Raw genomic sequence first — 15,423 nt, 5'->3', positions numbered from 1 at the left:
CGCTACCTCACGTTCGTCACAGGATGATCAACAACACGGCAAGGACGCCCAGCGCGACCGCGGCCTGGGCGTAGTAGTGGTGCAGCTGCCCGGTCTGCGGGCGGGGCGCGAGCCGCCCGAGCGCACGGGTCCCGCCCGAAATCGCCCGGACGACGGCCTCGATCGAGACCTCCACGCGGACGTCGGCCAGCTTCCCGAGTGCCGCGCCGGTCGCGGCGGCCACCCGGACTCCGCCGTCCACGACCTGGTCGTCGAACCGGGCCAGGCTTCGTGCGAGCCGCATCGCCGGTGTCGCCACGGCGACGTGGGCGACGCGCTCCAGCCGCAGCCAGTCGGCAAGGACCCCCGCCTCCGGCAGAGCCCGTCGGCGGACCCAGAGCCCGGCCCCGACGACGCCGACGATCGCGAGCAGGCCCGACGCAACCAGTTCGACCCAGCTGGGTGTCGCCTCGGGAGCGCCGACGAGCCTGGCGAAGCGCTGCGCGAAGTCCGGCAGGCCGCCGATCCCGAGCAGCGCGGCCGCCGCCGCAAGAACCGGCAGCGGCCCGAGCAGCAGCGGACTCAGCCGCCGTTCGGCGACCTCGGCCGGTTGCCACAGGATCGCCAGCACCCTGCCGACGTAGGCGCCGCTGACCAGTGCGGCGGCCAGCCCGGCGACGTACAGCGCGGGGGAGTCGGCCAGGGCCGCTGCGAGCACGGCGTCCTTGGTCACCCAGATCGACAGCGGCGGCACTCCGGCCAGGGTGAGCGCTCCGATGGTGAACGCGACGCCGAGCAGCGGATACCGGCGCGCGGCGCCCCGAAGGCGGTCGAGGTCCTTGGTGCCGAGGGCGACCAGCCAGGCCCCGGCGCCGAGGAACAGCAGGCTCTTGGTCGCCGCGTGGGCCACGAGCTGGCCGGTTCCGGCGGTGCCACCGCCGGAACCGGCGGCGAGCACCATGAACCCGATCTGCGAACAGGTGGACGCGGCCAGCACCTGCTTGAGGTCCCGCTGGACCACGGCGACCGCGCCGAGCACCAGCGCGGTCAGCACACCGATCCAGGCCACCGTGTCCGCGGCCCAGCCGGTCGCGGCCAGCAGCGGCTCGACCCGGATCAGCAGGTACGCCCCGGCGGCGACCATGGTCGCCGAGTGCAGCAGCGCCGAGACCGGGCTCGGGCCGTCCATCGCGCGGGAAAGCCAGAAGCTGAACGGCAGCTGCGCGGACTTCCCGAGGGCGGCCAGCGCGATCCCGGCGGCCACGGCGTCCCGCCAGCCACCCGCGGCCGCGGGCAGCCCGGCCAGGCTCAGGCCCGCGACCCCGCCCGCGAGCGCTGCTCCGGCCGCGAGGTACAGGCCGAGGTCGGCGGAGCGCGTGGTCAGGAACGCGATCGCGCCGGAGCCGACGCGGTGGTCCTCCCGCCACCAGAATCCGATCAGCGCGTACGAGCACGCGCCCATGACCTCCCAGGCCATCAGCAGCACCACGAGGTCCCGGGCGGTGACCGTGATCAGCATGGCCCCCGCGAAGACCAGCATCAGGCCGTGGAAGCGAGCCCGTGACTCCTCCGCCCCGAACTCCCCGGCGGCGAAGACCAGCACCGCCACCAGCACCGCTGCGACCGTCACGACCATGACGGCGGACAGCCCGTCCACGGCGAGCCCGACTCGCAGCCGGGCCAGCAGCGGAGCCGACACCTCGGGCCGCGTGATCGCCGCAGCGACCGCCAGGACGAGCGTGACGACGGCCGTCCCGACGCCGGCCACCGGAGCGACGCGGTCCGCGGTACGGCCGGTGAGCAGCAGCCCGGCACCCACGAGCAAGGGAACGGCGATCAGCAGCCAGAGGGTCATCGGCTCAGCCCTTGAGGTCCGCGGCGGAGTCGGTCAGGTCGACGTCGCGGCGCCGGAAGATCGCCGTGACCACCGCGAACCCGATTGCCATGTCGACCGCCATCAGCGTCACCGCGACCAGCACGACGACCTGGCCGTCCGGTCGGGTGGGCGAGGCGAAGTACCAGAACGCGGCCCCGGCGACGATCACCGCGTTGGCCATCAGCTCCAGCCCCATCATGATCATGACGATGGACTGCTGGGACAGCGCGCCGTAGAGCCCGACGCTGAACAGCGCCGCGGCGAGGAGGAGAAACGCCTGCAGGGTCACCGGTCCAGCCCTCCCCGGATCGGGTCCGTGGGCCGCTTCTCGCGGAGCCGGTCGCCGTAGCGGTCGTAGCGGCCGCGGTGGTGGGCCAGCACGACGGTGGCGACGATGGTGGCGAACAAGCACAGCCCGAGCACCATCATCACCAGCATTTTCGAGCCCATCAGGGCTTCACCCAGCGCTCGCGTCGGATCCGCCGGCCGTGGTCGGTCCGAGGTCGGCCAGTCGACCAGGAAGATGCCGGCGGCGAGCGCGGCGAACACCCCGCCCGCGATCGCCAGGGAGCCCTTCTGGTTGTGCACCATGGTCATCGGCATCAGGCCGGCTGGGTTCATCATGTACATGATCATGAAGACGACCATGACGACCATCTCCATGATCATCATGAGGATCACGAGCACGCCCAGGTAGGCCAGGTTCAGCAGGAGGACGGTGCCCGCGGCGAAGACGAACGAGGCCAGCAGCGCGAAGGTGGCGCGCGCCATCGAGTCCACCCGGAACACCGCGATGCCGGTCACCACCGCACCCACCGCGCACAACCAGAACGCGACTTGTGTCCACATGCGACGGACTCCCTTCAGCGGACGAGGACGACGACGGCGACGACGAGGGCCTGCACCAGCGTCAGCGGGATGAGCACGACCCAGGCGATCTCCTGGTAGCGCTCCATCCGCAGCGTCGGGATCCGGCGCTTGACCCACACCAGCAGGGCGAGCACGGCGAGGGTCTTGGCCAGCGACCACAGCCACGAGGGCAGCAGCGGCCCAGACCCGCCGCCGAGGAACAGCGGCACCGCGAACGCCGCGCCCGAGGTCAGCAGCAGCCACCGGGCGGCGGCGAAGACGAGCCGGTCGACGCCGGACAGCTCGGCGGCCGCGCCACCGGCGGCGTCGGTGCCGACCGGGTGGCCGAAGGGTCCCCAGAACGCCATCGCGAGCACCGACAGCAGATAGACGACGAACGCGACCGGCATCCACACCACGAACCACAGCGAGTCCTGCGCGGCCACGACGTCGGCGACCCGCAGCGAACCGGCGCCGAGCGCGGCGGTGATGAGCGCGAACATGTGCGGCAGCTCGTAGGCCAGGCCCTGCGCGATGAACCGGTAGCCACCGACCAGGCCGTACGCCGAGTTCGCGCCCCAGCCGACAAGCCAGACGGCGGCCCAGGCCACGACCGCCATCGCGTTGAACCAGACGATCCCGATCGACAGGTCCGCTACGGCCCACTGGCCGAGCGGAGTCACGAGCGAGGCGAGCACCGCGGCCAGCAGCAGCGCGAGAGCACCGCCTCGCCCGAGCAGGACGTCGGCCGCGATCGTGCGGCGGCGTTGCTGGACGAGCAGACCGCAGGCCTGACGCAAGGGCAGCGTCACCGCCGTTCGTCCGGGACCACCGCTCGCCCGTTCCCGCAGGACCGCGTCCCATGAGGCGGTCGCCGTGGCCAGGATCGAGAGCACCACGGGCAGTAGCAGGCCGCCCCACCAGGGGAGTTCGTCAACCATGGGAGACCCGCAGGCGTTCGAGGTCGGGATCGAAGCTCGCCACGACCAGGCGGGCCGTCGCGAGCTCGGTGCCGGTCAGCAGCGTCGGCAGGGCATCGAGGATCTCGGTCGGGTCTGTCTCGCCCGGGTTCTCGGTGCCCTTGAGCGCGGCCGCGGCCTCGTCGATCCAACGGGTCAGCCGGTCCCATGCGTCGCCGGACGCGGCGTGAGCACCGATCCCGGTCAGGGACCACCGCAGGATTCGCGAGCGGCGGACCTGCCTCGCCCAGCGCGCGAAGCGCACGTCGACGTCCTCGCCGGCCAGCAGGTCGTCGCGCAGCCGTGCGGCGGTGACCGCGGCGTACTCCCAGTCCGCGACGGTCAGCAGGCGCACGCAGCTGTCCAGCCGGCGCGCCGCGATCCGGGCCTCGCCGTCCCAGAACGGGGGCGTCCCGTGCCCGTGGGGCAGCACGGTCGCGACGACGGCCTCCTGCACGACGTCGCCCTGCAGGACGACGCGCACCAGCAGGCCCGACGGCCAAGCCGGGAGCACCGGCCCCAGCGGCACGGTCAGACGGTCGAGTTTCAAGCCGTCGCGGTCGTCGGCCCGGTCGGCCATCGGGATGCCGCCGGGCATCTCCATGCCGCCCATGTCGTGCCCGTGGTGATGGCCGTGGTCCATGTGCTCGGAGTGGCCACCACCGCCGTGCTGATCGTGCTCGGCGCCGGAGGTGTGCTCGTGGTGCTCGCCGTGGTCCATGTGCTCGTCGGGGGCGTGCTGGTCGTGTTCGCCGTTCGGAGCAGGCTCGTGGTGGTGTTCATGCTGGCCGTGCGATGCGTCCGCGTGGTGTTCCACCTCGTCGGTGACGTGCACGTCGGTCATCTCTGCTGCGGTTGACGAGCGTTGCTCATCTCGCGATCGCAGACGCCGCTCGGCCTCGGAAAGCGCAGCCGGAACCTCCGACGGGTCCGCCAGGCCGATGCGCACGCGAGGCGCCGGAACCAGTTGCCACACCGCGTCGACGAACGGGGCCATCGCGGCGTCGTCCGGGCCCGCGACCACCAGGAGGTTCGCCTCCGCGGGATTCAGCGCGGGCCGCCAGCCGCGCAGGCGCATCTCCCGTTCGACGGCGAGGCGGACACCCGTCGCGCCGACCGCGCTGGCGATCAGCGGCCGGACAGGCGTCCGGCCGAGCAGCCAGGCCGTCAGGTCCATCGGAAGACGCCTTCGCGCCGGGCGTACCAGACGCCAGCGAACAGCACGGCCAGGAAGGCGAACATCTCGACCACGGCCGTCGTCCCGACCTCCGCGACGACGAGCGTCCACGGGTACATGAACACCATCTCCATGTCGAACGCCAGGAAGACCATGGTGATCGTGTACCACCGGACGTGGTAGCGAGAGACCGCATGTTCGGCGGGGGAGCCACCGGAGAGGTACGGCAGGACGTCCCGAGCGGCCGGCGCCAGCCGGATCAGCCTTGCGACGCCGTAGACCGCCGCAGTGAGCACGAGGACACCGACGAGCACTACGAGAGCACCCTGCACCGCACCTCCCCCTGGCCACGTCGATCTACTAAGCAGCCTAGAGGACCGAAATCGGCGAGGCAGCTCGAAATCGGATCATACATACGGGTAGGGGGTAACGCTATGCCCTCGGCAGGTCGGGCGCCGGCTGCGATCGCCGAGCCGGACCGGGTGGCGTCACCCGGTCCGGCCCGGAAGGTCAGGCCGTCGGGCGGGTCGCCCCGGCGTACTGGCTCTGCAGCGGGGAAATCTTGACGACGTCACCGCTGGTCGGCGCGTGCACCATCTTGCCGTCGCCGATGTACATCCCGATGTGGGACACCGGCGAGTAGTAGGCGACGAGGTCGCCGGGCTGCAGCTGGTCGCGCGGCACCGACGTGCCGTACTGGGCCTGTGCGGCGGAGTTGCGGGGCAGCGTGATGCCGGCCTTCGCATACGCCCACAGCATCAGGCCCGAGCAGTCGAACGAGTCGGGGCCGGTAGCACCCCAGACGTACGGCTTGCCGAGCCTGCTCAGTGCCGCGTTGACCGCGGTCTGCGCGGCCGCGGTCGGTGCTTTGACGTTGGGCGCCTCGCCGCCGGTGTCCCGCTGGGCGGCTTTGTCTGATGCGCTCAGGTTCTTGTCGGCGGCCTTGATCTGCTCGATCTGGTCGTTGAGCGTCTTCTGCTTGGCCTTGATGTCCTCGGTCAGCTTGGCCGCGGCGTCCCGCGCGTCCTGCGCGCGCTTCGCGGCGTCCGTGGCTTTCGAGGTGGCGTCGTTCGCCTCCCGGACGGCGCCGGTGAGGCTGTCCATCGCGCCGTTCTTCTCGCCCGCGATGACTTCCAACGCCGAGGAGCGATCCAGGAAGTCCTGTGTGGACGTCCCGGACAGCAGTGCGGACAGCTTGTTGAGCTGGACGCCGCTGGTGAAGGACGCGCCGGCGAACTTGTCGACCTCGGCCTGGTACTTCTTCTGGTTTTCGGTGGCCTTGGCGCCCTGGTCCTTCGCCGCGTTGACGTCGTTGGTGGCCTTGTCGAGCTCACCCTGCTTGGCCTTCAGGTCGTCCTGGGCCTTGAGCAGGTCTTCGTTGAGCTTTTCCGCCTGTTCGGCCAGTTCGCGGTACTTCGCGAGGGCGTCGGAGCCGGAGGGCGGGGCTTGCAGGACGGGGACGGGTGCGGCGGTGGCCGAGGGGAGGCCGACGGTGACGAGGGTGATCACCGAGGCCGCGGCGAGGACGCCGGACACCACGCGTCTGATCGGTTGCGACTGCACGGTCGCGCAGTTCTCCTTTGCCATCGGGCCGCCGGGCATGGAGGAGAAGAGAATCGGGGGATTCCTCTTCACCCAGGACCAGGCCGCGCTGCATCGCAACAGGTGAAGCGCGCGTTGGTGGTCCGGCAACCCGGCAGCGATCCCGCGTCGCCGTCGGGGGACAGCATCGGCCGCGAGATCTCGGACAGATTACGAACCGATCGGGCTGCCGTCCACCTTCTGGGGGAAGAAAATCGCCGGTTGCTGCGCGAGCTGGCCAAACGCACCACGAAAAACCGCGTCGATCACGATGCGTTGAGGCGGGTGCACGTGGAGCTACTAGTTACGATAGTAACCAGGATCTCGTCGTGAACTGAAGCATTTGTGAGGTGTACCCGTCGTCGAAGCTTGGCCGGTCTAAGGTGTAAGGTTTGCGAGCCCACTGCCGGTGCTGCTGCGCACGCCGATGCGGTGACGCACGTGAGTCTCCGTCGACGGAACGCGTATCGAAGCCGACGCCGTCCTCGTCGGCATAGGCGCGGTTGCGAACATGGCGCTGCCGAAACCGCCCGACTGATTGTGGACAACGGTATCCGCGTCGGCGTCCGCCTCTGTACCAGCGAGCCGTCGCCAACGCCGACCAGCCGTTCCACGGTCGTCCGATCCGCGTGGAGCACTGGGCGACGCACTCAACCAGCCGGCCGTCGCGGCGGCCGAGATGTTTGGCCAGGACACAACCTACGACGAGCTGCCGTACTTCTTCACCGACCAGTACGAGCTCGGGGTGGACTACCTCGGCCACAATGACGGCTACGACCGTGTTCGCTTCCGCGCTGACGCCGAAACATACCGAAAACTCGCCGCCGTGCGTCCGCAAAACCGGCTGTGGTCTGGACCGGTGACGGACCACGATCGCCAGGCGGAGGCACCGACGCGGCTGCGCTCAAGGACGGCCTGCCTGCTGGCCGGTGGCATACGTCACGTCGGGCTGCGCGGCCTCGCCGAGGCGGGCGGGTCAGTCCCCGACGGGGTAGGCGAGGCAGGTGCCTGCGACGGTGGCCTTCATGCGGGACCCCGGCTCCGGCAGGTCGTCGCCGGCCACCCGGGCGGTGACGCGGGGCCCGTCGGGTGCGACCCGCAGCCGGACCGACGCGTCGTGGCCGTAGTAGCTGATGTCCTCGACCTCGACCGCCACACCTTCGGCCGAGGACGCTTCGGCGAGCCGGATCTGTTCCGGCCGCACGAGAAGCTGAGCCCGCCCAGGGTGCGCGTCGGGCACGGCGACCTCACCGAACACGCAGCTGGCGAGTCCGTCGCGGACGTCGGCGGGCAGGAGGACCGCGTCCCCGACAAAGCTGGCAACGCGGGTATCGCGTGGTGTGCGGTAGATCGCGGCCGGGGTGTCCAGCTGGACGAGGCGTCCGGCGCGCATCACCGCGACCTGGTCGGCCAGCGAGAGAGCCTCTCCCTGGTCGTGGGTGACCAGGACCGCGGTCGCGCCGGTGGCGCGCAGGGCCGCGGCAACCGCGCGGCCGGTTCCCTCGCGCAGGCCGGGGTCGAGGGAGGAGAACGGTTCGTCGAGCAGGACGACGGCCGGGGACGGGGCCAGCGCGCGGGCGAGTGCGACGCGCTGCTGCTGGCCGCCGGACAGCTCGTGGGGGTAGCGCTGGGCCACCGCGGTGTCGAGGTCGACGAGGCCGAGCAGTTCTCGCAGCCGCGCCCCGTCGCCGCGGGCGGCGCGTGGCAGCCCGAAGGTGATGTTCGCGGCCACCGTCAGGTGCGGGAACAGCGCGCCCTCCTGGGGCACGAACCCGACGCGCCGGCGCTGCGGTGGCACCGGGCGTCCGGCGCCTGCCACGGTGTCGGCGCCGAAGGCGATGGTGCCGGCGTCCGGGTCGGTGAAGCCGGCGATGATCCGCAGCAGCGTGGTCTTGCCGCAGCCGGACGGCCCGAGGACGGCGGTGAGGCCGTGCGCGGGGACGTGCAGATCGATCCCGTCGAGGACGCGGGTGGTCCCGAAGGCCTTCGTGAGGCCGGACACGGTCAGCGAGGTCATCGCGTCGAACTCCTGCGTGGCGTGCGGGTGAGCAGGTAGGTGGCGGGGGCCGACAGCAGCACCATGACCGCGGCGTAGGGGGCCGCGGCGGCGTAGGCGGCGCTGTCGCTGTCGGTCCAGAACTGCGTGGCCAGGGTCCGGGTGCCGATCGGCGACAGCAGCAGGGTCGCGGTCAGCTCGGTCACCACGGCGATGAACACCAGCGCCGCCGCGGCACCGAGCCCGGGCGCGGCCAGCGGCAGCGTGACCCGCAGCAGGGTCGGCAGCCGGCCGAGGCCCTGGCTGTGGGCGACGTCCTCGAGGACGGGCGGCGCCTGGGCGAACGCGGCGCGCACGTTCACGACCGCCCGCGGCAGGTAGAGGATCACGTAGGCGGCGACCAGCAGCACGATCGTCTGGTACCACATCGGCACCACCCGGATCCCGAGCGTGACCAGCGCGAGGGCCACCACGATGCCGGGCAGTGCGTTCCCGAAGTACGTGCTGCGTTCCAGCAGCGTGGTCAGGTGGCCGCGATGGCGGTTGGCCAGCCAGGCGACCGGGATCGCCGCGATCACCGCGCACAGCGCTGCGAGAGCGCCGAGGCCGAGCGACGTGCCGGTGGTCTCCAGCAGGAGGTCCATCGAGAGGTCGGAGGAGGTGCCGGTCACCAGCCAGTACGTGAGGCTGCCCAGCGGAACGCCGAGCGCGAGCGCGGCGAGCGCGCCCAGCGCCAGCAAGGCGGGCCCGGTCCACGGCCCCAGCCGCACCCGCGCCGGCGGTCGCGCGACACCCGCACCCACCCGGGAGTAGCGGGCGTTGCCGCGCAACCGCAGCTCGCCGAGCAGCAGCACGAGGCAGCACAGGACGAGCACGGCGGCGAGCATGTTCGCGGCCGGGCCGCTGAACGACGACTGGTACTGGTCGTAGATCGCGGTGGTGAACGTCGGGAACCGCAGCAGTTGCAGGGCGCCGAACTCGGCCAGCAAGTGCAGGGCCACGAGCAGGCAGCCGCCGGCGAGCGCCGGCCGCAGCTGGGGCAGCACCGTGCGCCGGAACGTCCGGAACGGACCGTCCCCGAGACTGTGGGCGGTCTCCTCCAGCGCGGGATCGAGGCCGCGCAGTGCCGCGGCGACCGGCAGGTACACGAACGGGAAGTAGGACAGGGTCACGATGACGAGCGCGCCGAAGTAGCCGTTCGCCGCGGGCACGAGGGACACCCAGCCGTAGCTGTTGACGAACGCCGGGACCGCCAGCGGCGCCGCCATCAGCACGGTCCACAGCCGCCGCCCGGGCACGCTCGAGCGTTCGACCAGCCACGCGGCGCCGGTCCCGAGCACCGCGCTCAGGACGACGGCTCCGCCGGTGAGGCGGACGGTGTTCCAAAGCAGTTCGGCCGTCCGCGGTCGCAGGACCAGCCGGCGCACCTCACCCCACCCGGCGTCCACAGTGGACCAGACGACGAACCCGAGCGGTACCACCGCGAGGGCGGCGACCGCGACCGCCGCCACGACCACCCCGAGCGGCCGGCTGTCGCGGCGCGGGCCCCGGCGTACGTCGACGGATGGGGGCGCGGACACTCAGATCAGGCCTGCTTGCTGCATCAGCTCGACGACCTTGGGGCCGTTCAGCTTCGCCGGGTCGACCGCGGGCGGATCCAGCTCGGTCAGCGGCTTCAGCTTCGGGTTCGGCTTCGCATCCTTGCCGATCGGGTACTCGAGGGCCTTGCTGTCGGCGAGGATCTGCTGCCCGGCATGGCCGGTCAGATAGGCGACGAACCGCTGCGCCTCCGCGGCGTGCTTGGCGTCCTTGAGCACGCCCGCGCCGGAGATGCTCAGGAAACCGCCGGGATCCTTGCCGCCGAAGAACTTCAGCTCGGTGTTCGCGCTGTTGGCGCCGGACTCGGCACGATCCTTGTACCAGTAGTAGTGGTAGATCACGCCGGCTTCCAGCTCGCCGCTGTTGACGGCCTTCATCACCGCGATGTTCCCGGGGTAGACCTTGGCGTTCGTCTTCAGCCCGGCCAGCCACTGCCGCGTGGCGTCCTCGCCCTTGACCTCCAGGACGGCGCTGACGATCGCCTGGAAGTCCGCGCCCGCCGCGGCGATGCCGATCTTGTCCTTCCACCGCGGCTGGGCCAGGTCCATCAGGGACGCGGGCACCTGGTCGGCGGTGAGCTTCTTCGCGTTGTACGCCAGCACGGTCGAGCGGGCGGCGAAGCCGGTCCAGTTGCGGCTCGACGGGACGAACCCGGCCGGGACCTGACCCAGCGTCGCGTCGTCGACCTTGGCGAACCGGCCCTTGCCGTCCACCAGGCTCATCGCGGGCGAATTCTCCGTGACGAACACGTCCGCGGGGCTCGCGGCCCCCTCCTGCACCAGCTGGTTCGCCAGCTCGAAGTCCTTGCCGGAGCGGATGTCGACCTTGATCCCGGTCTCCTTGGCGAACCCGTCCACCAACGCCTTCACCAGGTCCTCGTGCTGGGCGTTGTACAGCGTCAAGGCGCCCCCGCCGGCCGCGCTGCCCGATCCGGCGCCACACGCGCTCGCGGCGAGCGCGACGACAACGCCGACGACGGCCAGCGCCGAACGCCTGGTGAACCGCATCACGACCACATCTCCGAAAGTTAGGCTTAGCTTGGTTAGGACACCTTAAGCACATCCGGTGGGGTTGGCAGCGTGATGCCCGTTACTCCGAAGTGGTGGTCTTCGGCGAAGCGAAGTTCGTTGCTTTCCAACGGAAAACGCACCTTAGGTGAGTCCAATTCGGATTTACCGTCCGCTAACCAAGCGGTGTGGCGCAGGCGACTTCGCAAAAGGGTTTGGTTAGCCTATGCTTCGCTCCGGTCGCGCGCCGCTGCGTGGCCGGAGCGAGCGAGGACTACCCGGACATGACCCACGATTCGCTGATGTTGGCGCCAGCACAGAGAATTCTTCCCTTCAATCCGTCTACTGTGTACTCGCCGGTGCGCTTCGCGGGAAACCTGGCCGGGCACGGTGATCGCGCGGCGGTCGTCACCGCGGACGGTGGCACCGTCAGCTATCGCGAACTCGACCAGCGGGTCTCGTCGGTCGCCGAGATTCTCGGTGCCACGCGCCGCCTGGTGCTGATCGAGGCACACAACGACCTCGCGTCCGTGGTCGCGTACCTCGCCGCGCTGCGGGCCGGGCATCCGGTGCTCCTCACTGCCGCCGACCACGTCGAATCTCTCGTCGAGCACTACGATCCGGACGTCGTGCTGCGCGGCGGTCCTGCGCACGAGCTGCCGCAGCCGCAGTTCCGGCGCTCCGGATCCCGGCATGCGCTGCACCCCGACCTCGCTCTCCTGCTGTCCACATCGGGCTCGACGGGATCGCCCAAACTGGTCCGGATCGCCGCGAGCAGCCTGCAGGCCAACGCGGACGCGATCGCCGGTTACCTCGGCACCCGCCCGGGCGACCGCGCGGCTCTGTCGCTGCCGATGCACTACTGCTACGGGCTTTCCGTCATCAACAGCAACCTCGCTGCCGGTGCGACACTCGTGCTGACCGCGGGATCGGTGACAGATCCGGGATTCTGGACGACGGTGCGCGAACAGCGCGTGACGAGCCTGCACGGCGTCCCGCACACGTTCGAGCTGCTGGACCGGATCGGCTTCGACGAGCACACCACACCGCACCTGCGCTACCTCACCCAAGCCGGCGGCCGGCTCGCGCCCGAGACGGTCCGCCGCTACGCGCGGATGGGCGAGCGCGGCGGCTGGCAGCTGTTCGTCATGTACGGCCAGACCGAAGCGACCGCGCGCATGGCCTACCTGCCGCCGGATCTGGCCGAAACGCGCCCAGGCTCGATCGGCAGGCCGATCGACGGAGGCAGCTTCACCATCGCCGACCCGGACGACACGGGTATCGGCGAACTGGTCTACCGCGGCCCGAACGTGATGATGGGTTACGCGCGGACCCCGGACGATCTCGCGCTCGGCCGCACGATCGACGCACTCGCCACCGGCGATCTCGGCCGCCGCACGCCCGACGGGCTCTACGAGATCATCGGACGGCGAAACCGGTTCGTGAAGCCGTTCGGCAAGCGAATCGACCTCGACGACGTCGAACTTCTCTTGTGTCGCAATGGATTCGAAGCAGCCTGCATCGGCGACGACGACGGACTCGACGTCTTCGTGACCGCGCGGGCGGACGGAGCGCACGAGGCGACGTGCGAGAAGACAGGCCTCCCCGCGACGAGCGTTCACGTGCGGCAGCTCGCCCGAATTCCTCGCCTCGCCAACGGAAAGACCGACTATCCTGCACTTCGCCGGCAGGACCTGTCGCGGTCTCCGGCCGTCGCATCCTCGGTCCGCGACGCCTTCGGCAAGATCCTCCACCGCGACCGGATCGCCGCCGACGACACCTTCACCGGCCTGGGCGGGGATTCGCTGAGCTACGTCAAGATGTCGATCACGCTCGGCGCGATCCTCGACCGGCTCCCGCCGTCGTGGCCCACCATGTCCGTTCGCGAGCTGGAAACCCTGCGCAGCCGCACGAGCCGGCTGGCGCGCGTCGACACCAGTGTCGTCCTGCGCGCCGCCGCCATCCTCCTGGTTCTGGGAACGCACATCGGGGTGTTCCACATCCCCGGTGGCGCGCACCTGATGCTGGCGCTGTCTGGCTGGGCGTTCGCCCGGTTCGCCCTCGCCCCGGCAGCGGGCACGAGCGGCCGGCTGCTGCGCAGCGCCGCTGCTATCGCCCTCCCCGCGATGCTCTGGATCGGCTGGCGGGCCACGGTGAACGATACCGTCGGCCCGGCCAACGTCCTGCTGGTCAACACCCTCGCCCGGTTCGCCCCGGCGAAAGGTTATTGGTATCTCGAAGTCCTGGTGCAGCTGCTGCTGATCCTCGCGGCCGTGTTCGCCGTCCCCGCCATCCGCCGGTTCGAACGCCGCCACGGACTCGCGACCGCAGCGGGCGCTCTCGCTGTCGCCCTCCTGGCCGATCTGGGCGCGGCCCACACGGGCTCGTTTCCCGACCTGAGGTTCGTGCTGCCCGGCGCCGCCTGGTTCTTCGCTCTCGGCTGGCTGCTGCAACGCGCGTCGGCTCCGGCAGCCAACATCCTCGCCGTCGCCGCGGTGCTCGCCCTGATCCCGGCGTCTTTCGGCGACCCAAGCCGCGAGGCGATCATCATCGCCGGGCTGCTCCTGCTCATCGCGCTGCCGCAGCTCGCGTTGCCCAGGGCCGTCGTCCGGCCGGTCGGGCTGATCGCCGACGCGTCGCTCTACAGCTACCTGACCCATTACGCCGTGTTCCCGGCCCTGTTGAACCATTTGCCGCCGCTCCTGACCCTCGTGGCGTGCGTAGCCCTGGGGATCGCGGCCCGGCAGGCGGTCATGATCGGCGGGCAGTTCGGGCGTCGGTGGCGACGGGCCGCCATGGCTTGCGCCCCAACGGGAGTGACATCGGTGGAACAGCGCGCCCGAAGGTAGCGTCCGGCGTCGGCTGCCTCAGCGGCCACCGCGGCCTGGTCCGCATTCCCGACGGCGTACGGCCCTTCGACGGCGCACCGCTGCTGTTCACCTGGCTTACCGTGAACCGAGCGTTGCTCACGGCCGACGCCCGGCCCGGCTCGCTCGTCGCCCTACAGGGCATCGGCGGTCTCGGCCACCCGGAATCCAGTACGCCAAGACACTCTGCTATGTCCGCAAGCTCGCCGACGTCGGGTTCCTGCACATGCAGAAGTGCGGCACGGCCACGGTTGTCACGTTCAACGAGGCCTGCCGTACGCGGCCGGCGCCGTCATGGGCCTGCTCGCGCCCCGCCCTTGCTGCCCTGACGACGTCCCGGATGACGTCGCGGTGCGGCCACTTCGCCGAGGGGACTGGGGCCGGCGTATCTACGCCGATGGATTCGGGCTTGGCGAGACCGGGCCGGGTGTGATCCCTCCGCACGAGGAACCTATGTAAGGGTCCGGACATCAGCACGGGCGGTGCGCACCTTTGGGACGGGACCTGCATTACTGTGCCTGCGGGCTGCCGGCCTCGCTGGTATCCGGCGGCTTCTTACGGCCCTAGACGGCCTTGCCTGACGCCAGAACCGCTTCGCGGAGCGGGTCAAGGCTTTGGACCGTCAACCGCCCGATCAGTTTCATCTGGTACAGCGCGCCAGGAAGTTCGTGGCGGCCGTAGAAGGCAGCAGCAGCATCCAACGCGTGCTGGTGCGCGCTCTTGGCCGGTCCGTGGTGAACTGCTCCGGCGATGTTGGCGAAGTAGTTGACCGCGTCTCGGACGGTGATCCAGTTGGCGTTGCTGTACATGATCCGTCTCTTGACGAATTGATCCAACGTGGCGTCGTAAGGCTTGAAGGCAAGGGGAGAGTCGGGAGGGTCTGCCCAGGGTCTGGTTGACACCTCACCTGTGAGGCTGCGGCCTCGCCTGGAAGGATGTCATCGTGCCCAAGCCCTACCCCCGCGAGTTCCGTGACGACGTCGTCGCCGTCGCTCGCCGCGGCGAGACCCCGTTGAAGCAGGTCGCCAAAGACTTCGGGATCTCCGAATCGTGCCTGGCCAACTGGCTGCGCGCGGCCGACGTCGAGGACGGCACCCGGCCCGGAGTGACCCGGGAGGAGTCCGCCGAGCTACGCGAGCTGCGTAAACGCAACCGGCTGCTGGAGCAGGAGAACGAGGTCCTGCGCAAGGCCGCGGCCTACCTGGCGCAGGGCAATCTGCCGGGAAAATAGCCTTCCCGCTCGTCCGTGAACTGGCCGCGGCCGGCGCCCCCGTGCGGGTGCCGGCCGCGGTGACGTGCAGGGTGCTGGGGATCTCCCGGCAGGCCTACTACCAGTGGTGCGCTGCCCCGGTCTGTCAGCGGGACTTCGACGACGCGCATCTGATCAACGCCGCGCTCGAGATCCATGCCGACGATCCGGCCGATGGGTACCGGTTCATCGCTGACGAACTCGCCCGCCGCGGGTTCACTGCCTCGGAGAACCGGGTGTGGCGGATCTGCTCGATGCAGAAGATCTTCTCGCTGCACGCCAGG

General features: G+C 70.5%; 13 protein-coding genes and 2 pseudogenes. 4 read left to right on the top strand and 11 right to left on the bottom strand.

The window, feature by feature from the left end:
* Positions 1-16 precede the first annotated feature (16 nt).
* The 7 genes from G3I65_RS09265 to G3I65_RS09235 all read right to left on the bottom strand — a co-directional run bounded on the left by G3I65_RS09265 (position 17) and on the right by G3I65_RS09235 (position 6,403).
* Positions 17-1,834, bottom strand: a complete 1,818-nt coding sequence (locus G3I65_RS09265; RefSeq protein ID WP_160695715.1) for an NADH-quinone oxidoreductase subunit L — start codon at positions 1,832-1,834, stop codon at positions 17-19.
* A 4-nt stretch (positions 1,835-1,838) separates the two neighbouring features.
* Entirely contained in the window at positions 1,839-2,144 is a 306-nt protein-coding gene (gene nuoK / locus G3I65_RS09260; protein WP_160695714.1) for an NADH-quinone oxidoreductase subunit NuoK, read from the bottom strand.
* On the bottom strand, positions 2,141-2,704 hold the full coding sequence (locus G3I65_RS09255) for an NADH-quinone oxidoreductase subunit J (RefSeq protein WP_160695713.1): 564 nt from the start codon (positions 2,702-2,704) through the stop codon (positions 2,141-2,143). Before G3I65_RS09255 ends, nuoK begins: the two co-directional genes overlap by 4 nt.
* 14 nt (positions 2,705-2,718) lie before the next feature.
* On the bottom strand, positions 2,719-3,645 hold the full coding sequence (locus G3I65_RS09250) for a complex I subunit 1 family protein (RefSeq protein WP_160695712.1): 927 nt from the start codon (positions 3,643-3,645) through the stop codon (positions 2,719-2,721).
* Positions 3,638-4,840 (bottom strand): hypothetical protein, encoded by a 1,203-nt coding sequence (locus G3I65_RS09245; RefSeq protein ID WP_160695711.1) that lies wholly within the window; start codon positions 4,838-4,840, stop codon positions 3,638-3,640. Before G3I65_RS09245 ends, G3I65_RS09250 begins: the two co-directional genes overlap by 8 nt.
* Positions 4,831-5,172, bottom strand: coding sequence for an NADH-quinone oxidoreductase subunit A (locus G3I65_RS09240; protein ID WP_160695710.1), 342 nt, complete (start codon positions 5,170-5,172; stop codon positions 4,831-4,833). The genes G3I65_RS09245 and G3I65_RS09240 overlap by 10 nt, the downstream gene beginning before the upstream one ends.
* Positions 5,173-5,350: 178 nt before the next feature.
* Positions 5,351-6,403: a C40 family peptidase gene (locus G3I65_RS09235; RefSeq protein ID WP_163046659.1), complete on the bottom strand. Its 1,053-nt coding sequence runs from the start codon at positions 6,401-6,403 to the stop codon at positions 5,351-5,353.
* Here G3I65_RS09235 and G3I65_RS58735 point away from each other — a divergent pair.
* Complete coding sequence (locus G3I65_RS58735) at positions 6,342-6,509, top strand: hypothetical protein (RefSeq protein ID WP_160695708.1); 168 nt, start codon at positions 6,342-6,344, stop codon at positions 6,507-6,509. The two genes, G3I65_RS09235 and G3I65_RS58735, sit on opposite strands and share 62 nt — an antisense overlap.
* Before the next feature lie 888 nt (positions 6,510-7,397).
* Here the strand turns inward: G3I65_RS58735 and G3I65_RS09225 are convergent.
* From G3I65_RS09225 to G3I65_RS09215, 3 genes are read right to left on the bottom strand one after another with little or no spacing between them, the layout of a single operon-like run.
* Entirely contained in the window at positions 7,398-8,438 is a 1,041-nt protein-coding gene (locus tag G3I65_RS09225; protein ID WP_160695707.1) for an ABC transporter ATP-binding protein, read from the bottom strand.
* A complete protein-coding gene (locus G3I65_RS09220; RefSeq protein WP_160695706.1) occupies positions 8,435-9,997 on the bottom strand; it encodes an iron ABC transporter permease in 1,563 nt (520 codons plus the stop codon). Before G3I65_RS09220 ends, G3I65_RS09225 begins: the two co-directional genes overlap by 4 nt.
* Positions 9,998-11,023 carry an iron ABC transporter substrate-binding protein gene (locus G3I65_RS09215; protein ID WP_160695705.1) on the bottom strand — a complete coding sequence of 342 codons (1,026 nt, stop codon included), beginning with the start codon at positions 11,021-11,023 and terminating at the stop codon, positions 9,998-10,000.
* 188 nt (positions 11,024-11,211) lie between these two features.
* Here G3I65_RS09215 and G3I65_RS09210 point away from each other — a divergent pair, with 188 nt between their 5' ends.
* Together G3I65_RS09210 and G3I65_RS59035 are read left to right on the top strand one after the other, a co-directional pair.
* Entirely contained in the window at positions 11,212-13,872 is a 2,661-nt protein-coding gene (locus G3I65_RS09210; protein ID WP_203612327.1) for an AMP-binding protein, read from the top strand.
* Positions 13,845-14,304: pseudogene (locus G3I65_RS59035) on the top strand (hypothetical protein); the annotation flags it as partial. The gene G3I65_RS09210 and the pseudogene G3I65_RS59035, both read left to right, overlap by 28 nt.
* 149 nt (positions 14,305-14,453) lie before the next feature.
* Here the strand turns inward: G3I65_RS59035 and G3I65_RS09205 are convergent.
* On the bottom strand, positions 14,454-14,699 hold the full coding sequence (locus tag G3I65_RS09205) for a hypothetical protein (RefSeq protein WP_160695704.1): 246 nt from the start codon (positions 14,697-14,699) through the stop codon (positions 14,454-14,456).
* 134 nt (positions 14,700-14,833) lie between these two features.
* Between G3I65_RS09205 and G3I65_RS57140 the strand changes: the two are divergent.
* Positions 14,834-15,423, top strand: a pseudogene (locus G3I65_RS57140) (transposase); the annotation flags it as partial.

It is taken from the genome of Amycolatopsis sp. SID8362 (assembly GCF_010550475.1).
GTDB lineage: Bacteria > Actinomycetota > Actinomycetes > Mycobacteriales > Pseudonocardiaceae > Amycolatopsis > Amycolatopsis eburnea.
This window is presented reverse-complemented; position numbering and strand designations above follow the sequence as displayed.

What these genes read in the sequence shown, in the direction of transcription:
- G3I65_RS09265 (WP_160695715.1), bottom strand. Translation starts at nt 1,834, where the DNA reads ATGACCCTCTGGCTGCTGATCGCCGTTCCCTTGCTCGTGGGTGCCGGG.
- G3I65_RS09245 (WP_160695711.1), bottom strand. Translation starts at nt 4,840, where the DNA reads ATGGACCTGACGGCCTGGCTGCTCGGCCGGACGCCTGTCCGGCCGCTG.
- G3I65_RS09225 (WP_160695707.1), bottom strand. Translation starts at nt 8,438, where the DNA reads ATGACCTCGCTGACCGTGTCCGGCCTCACGAAGGCCTTCGGGACCACC.
- G3I65_RS09255 (WP_160695713.1), bottom strand. Translation starts at nt 2,704, where the DNA reads ATGTGGACACAAGTCGCGTTCTGGTTGTGCGCGGTGGGTGCGGTGGTG.
- G3I65_RS09250 (WP_160695712.1), bottom strand. Translation starts at nt 3,645, where the DNA reads ATGGTTGACGAACTCCCCTGGTGGGGCGGCCTGCTACTGCCCGTGGTG.
- G3I65_RS09205 (WP_160695704.1), bottom strand. Translation starts at nt 14,699, where the DNA reads ATGTACAGCAACGCCAACTGGATCACCGTCCGAGACGCGGTCAACTAC.
- G3I65_RS09215 (WP_160695705.1), bottom strand. Translation starts at nt 11,023, where the DNA reads ATGCGGTTCACCAGGCGTTCGGCGCTGGCCGTCGTCGGCGTTGTCGTC.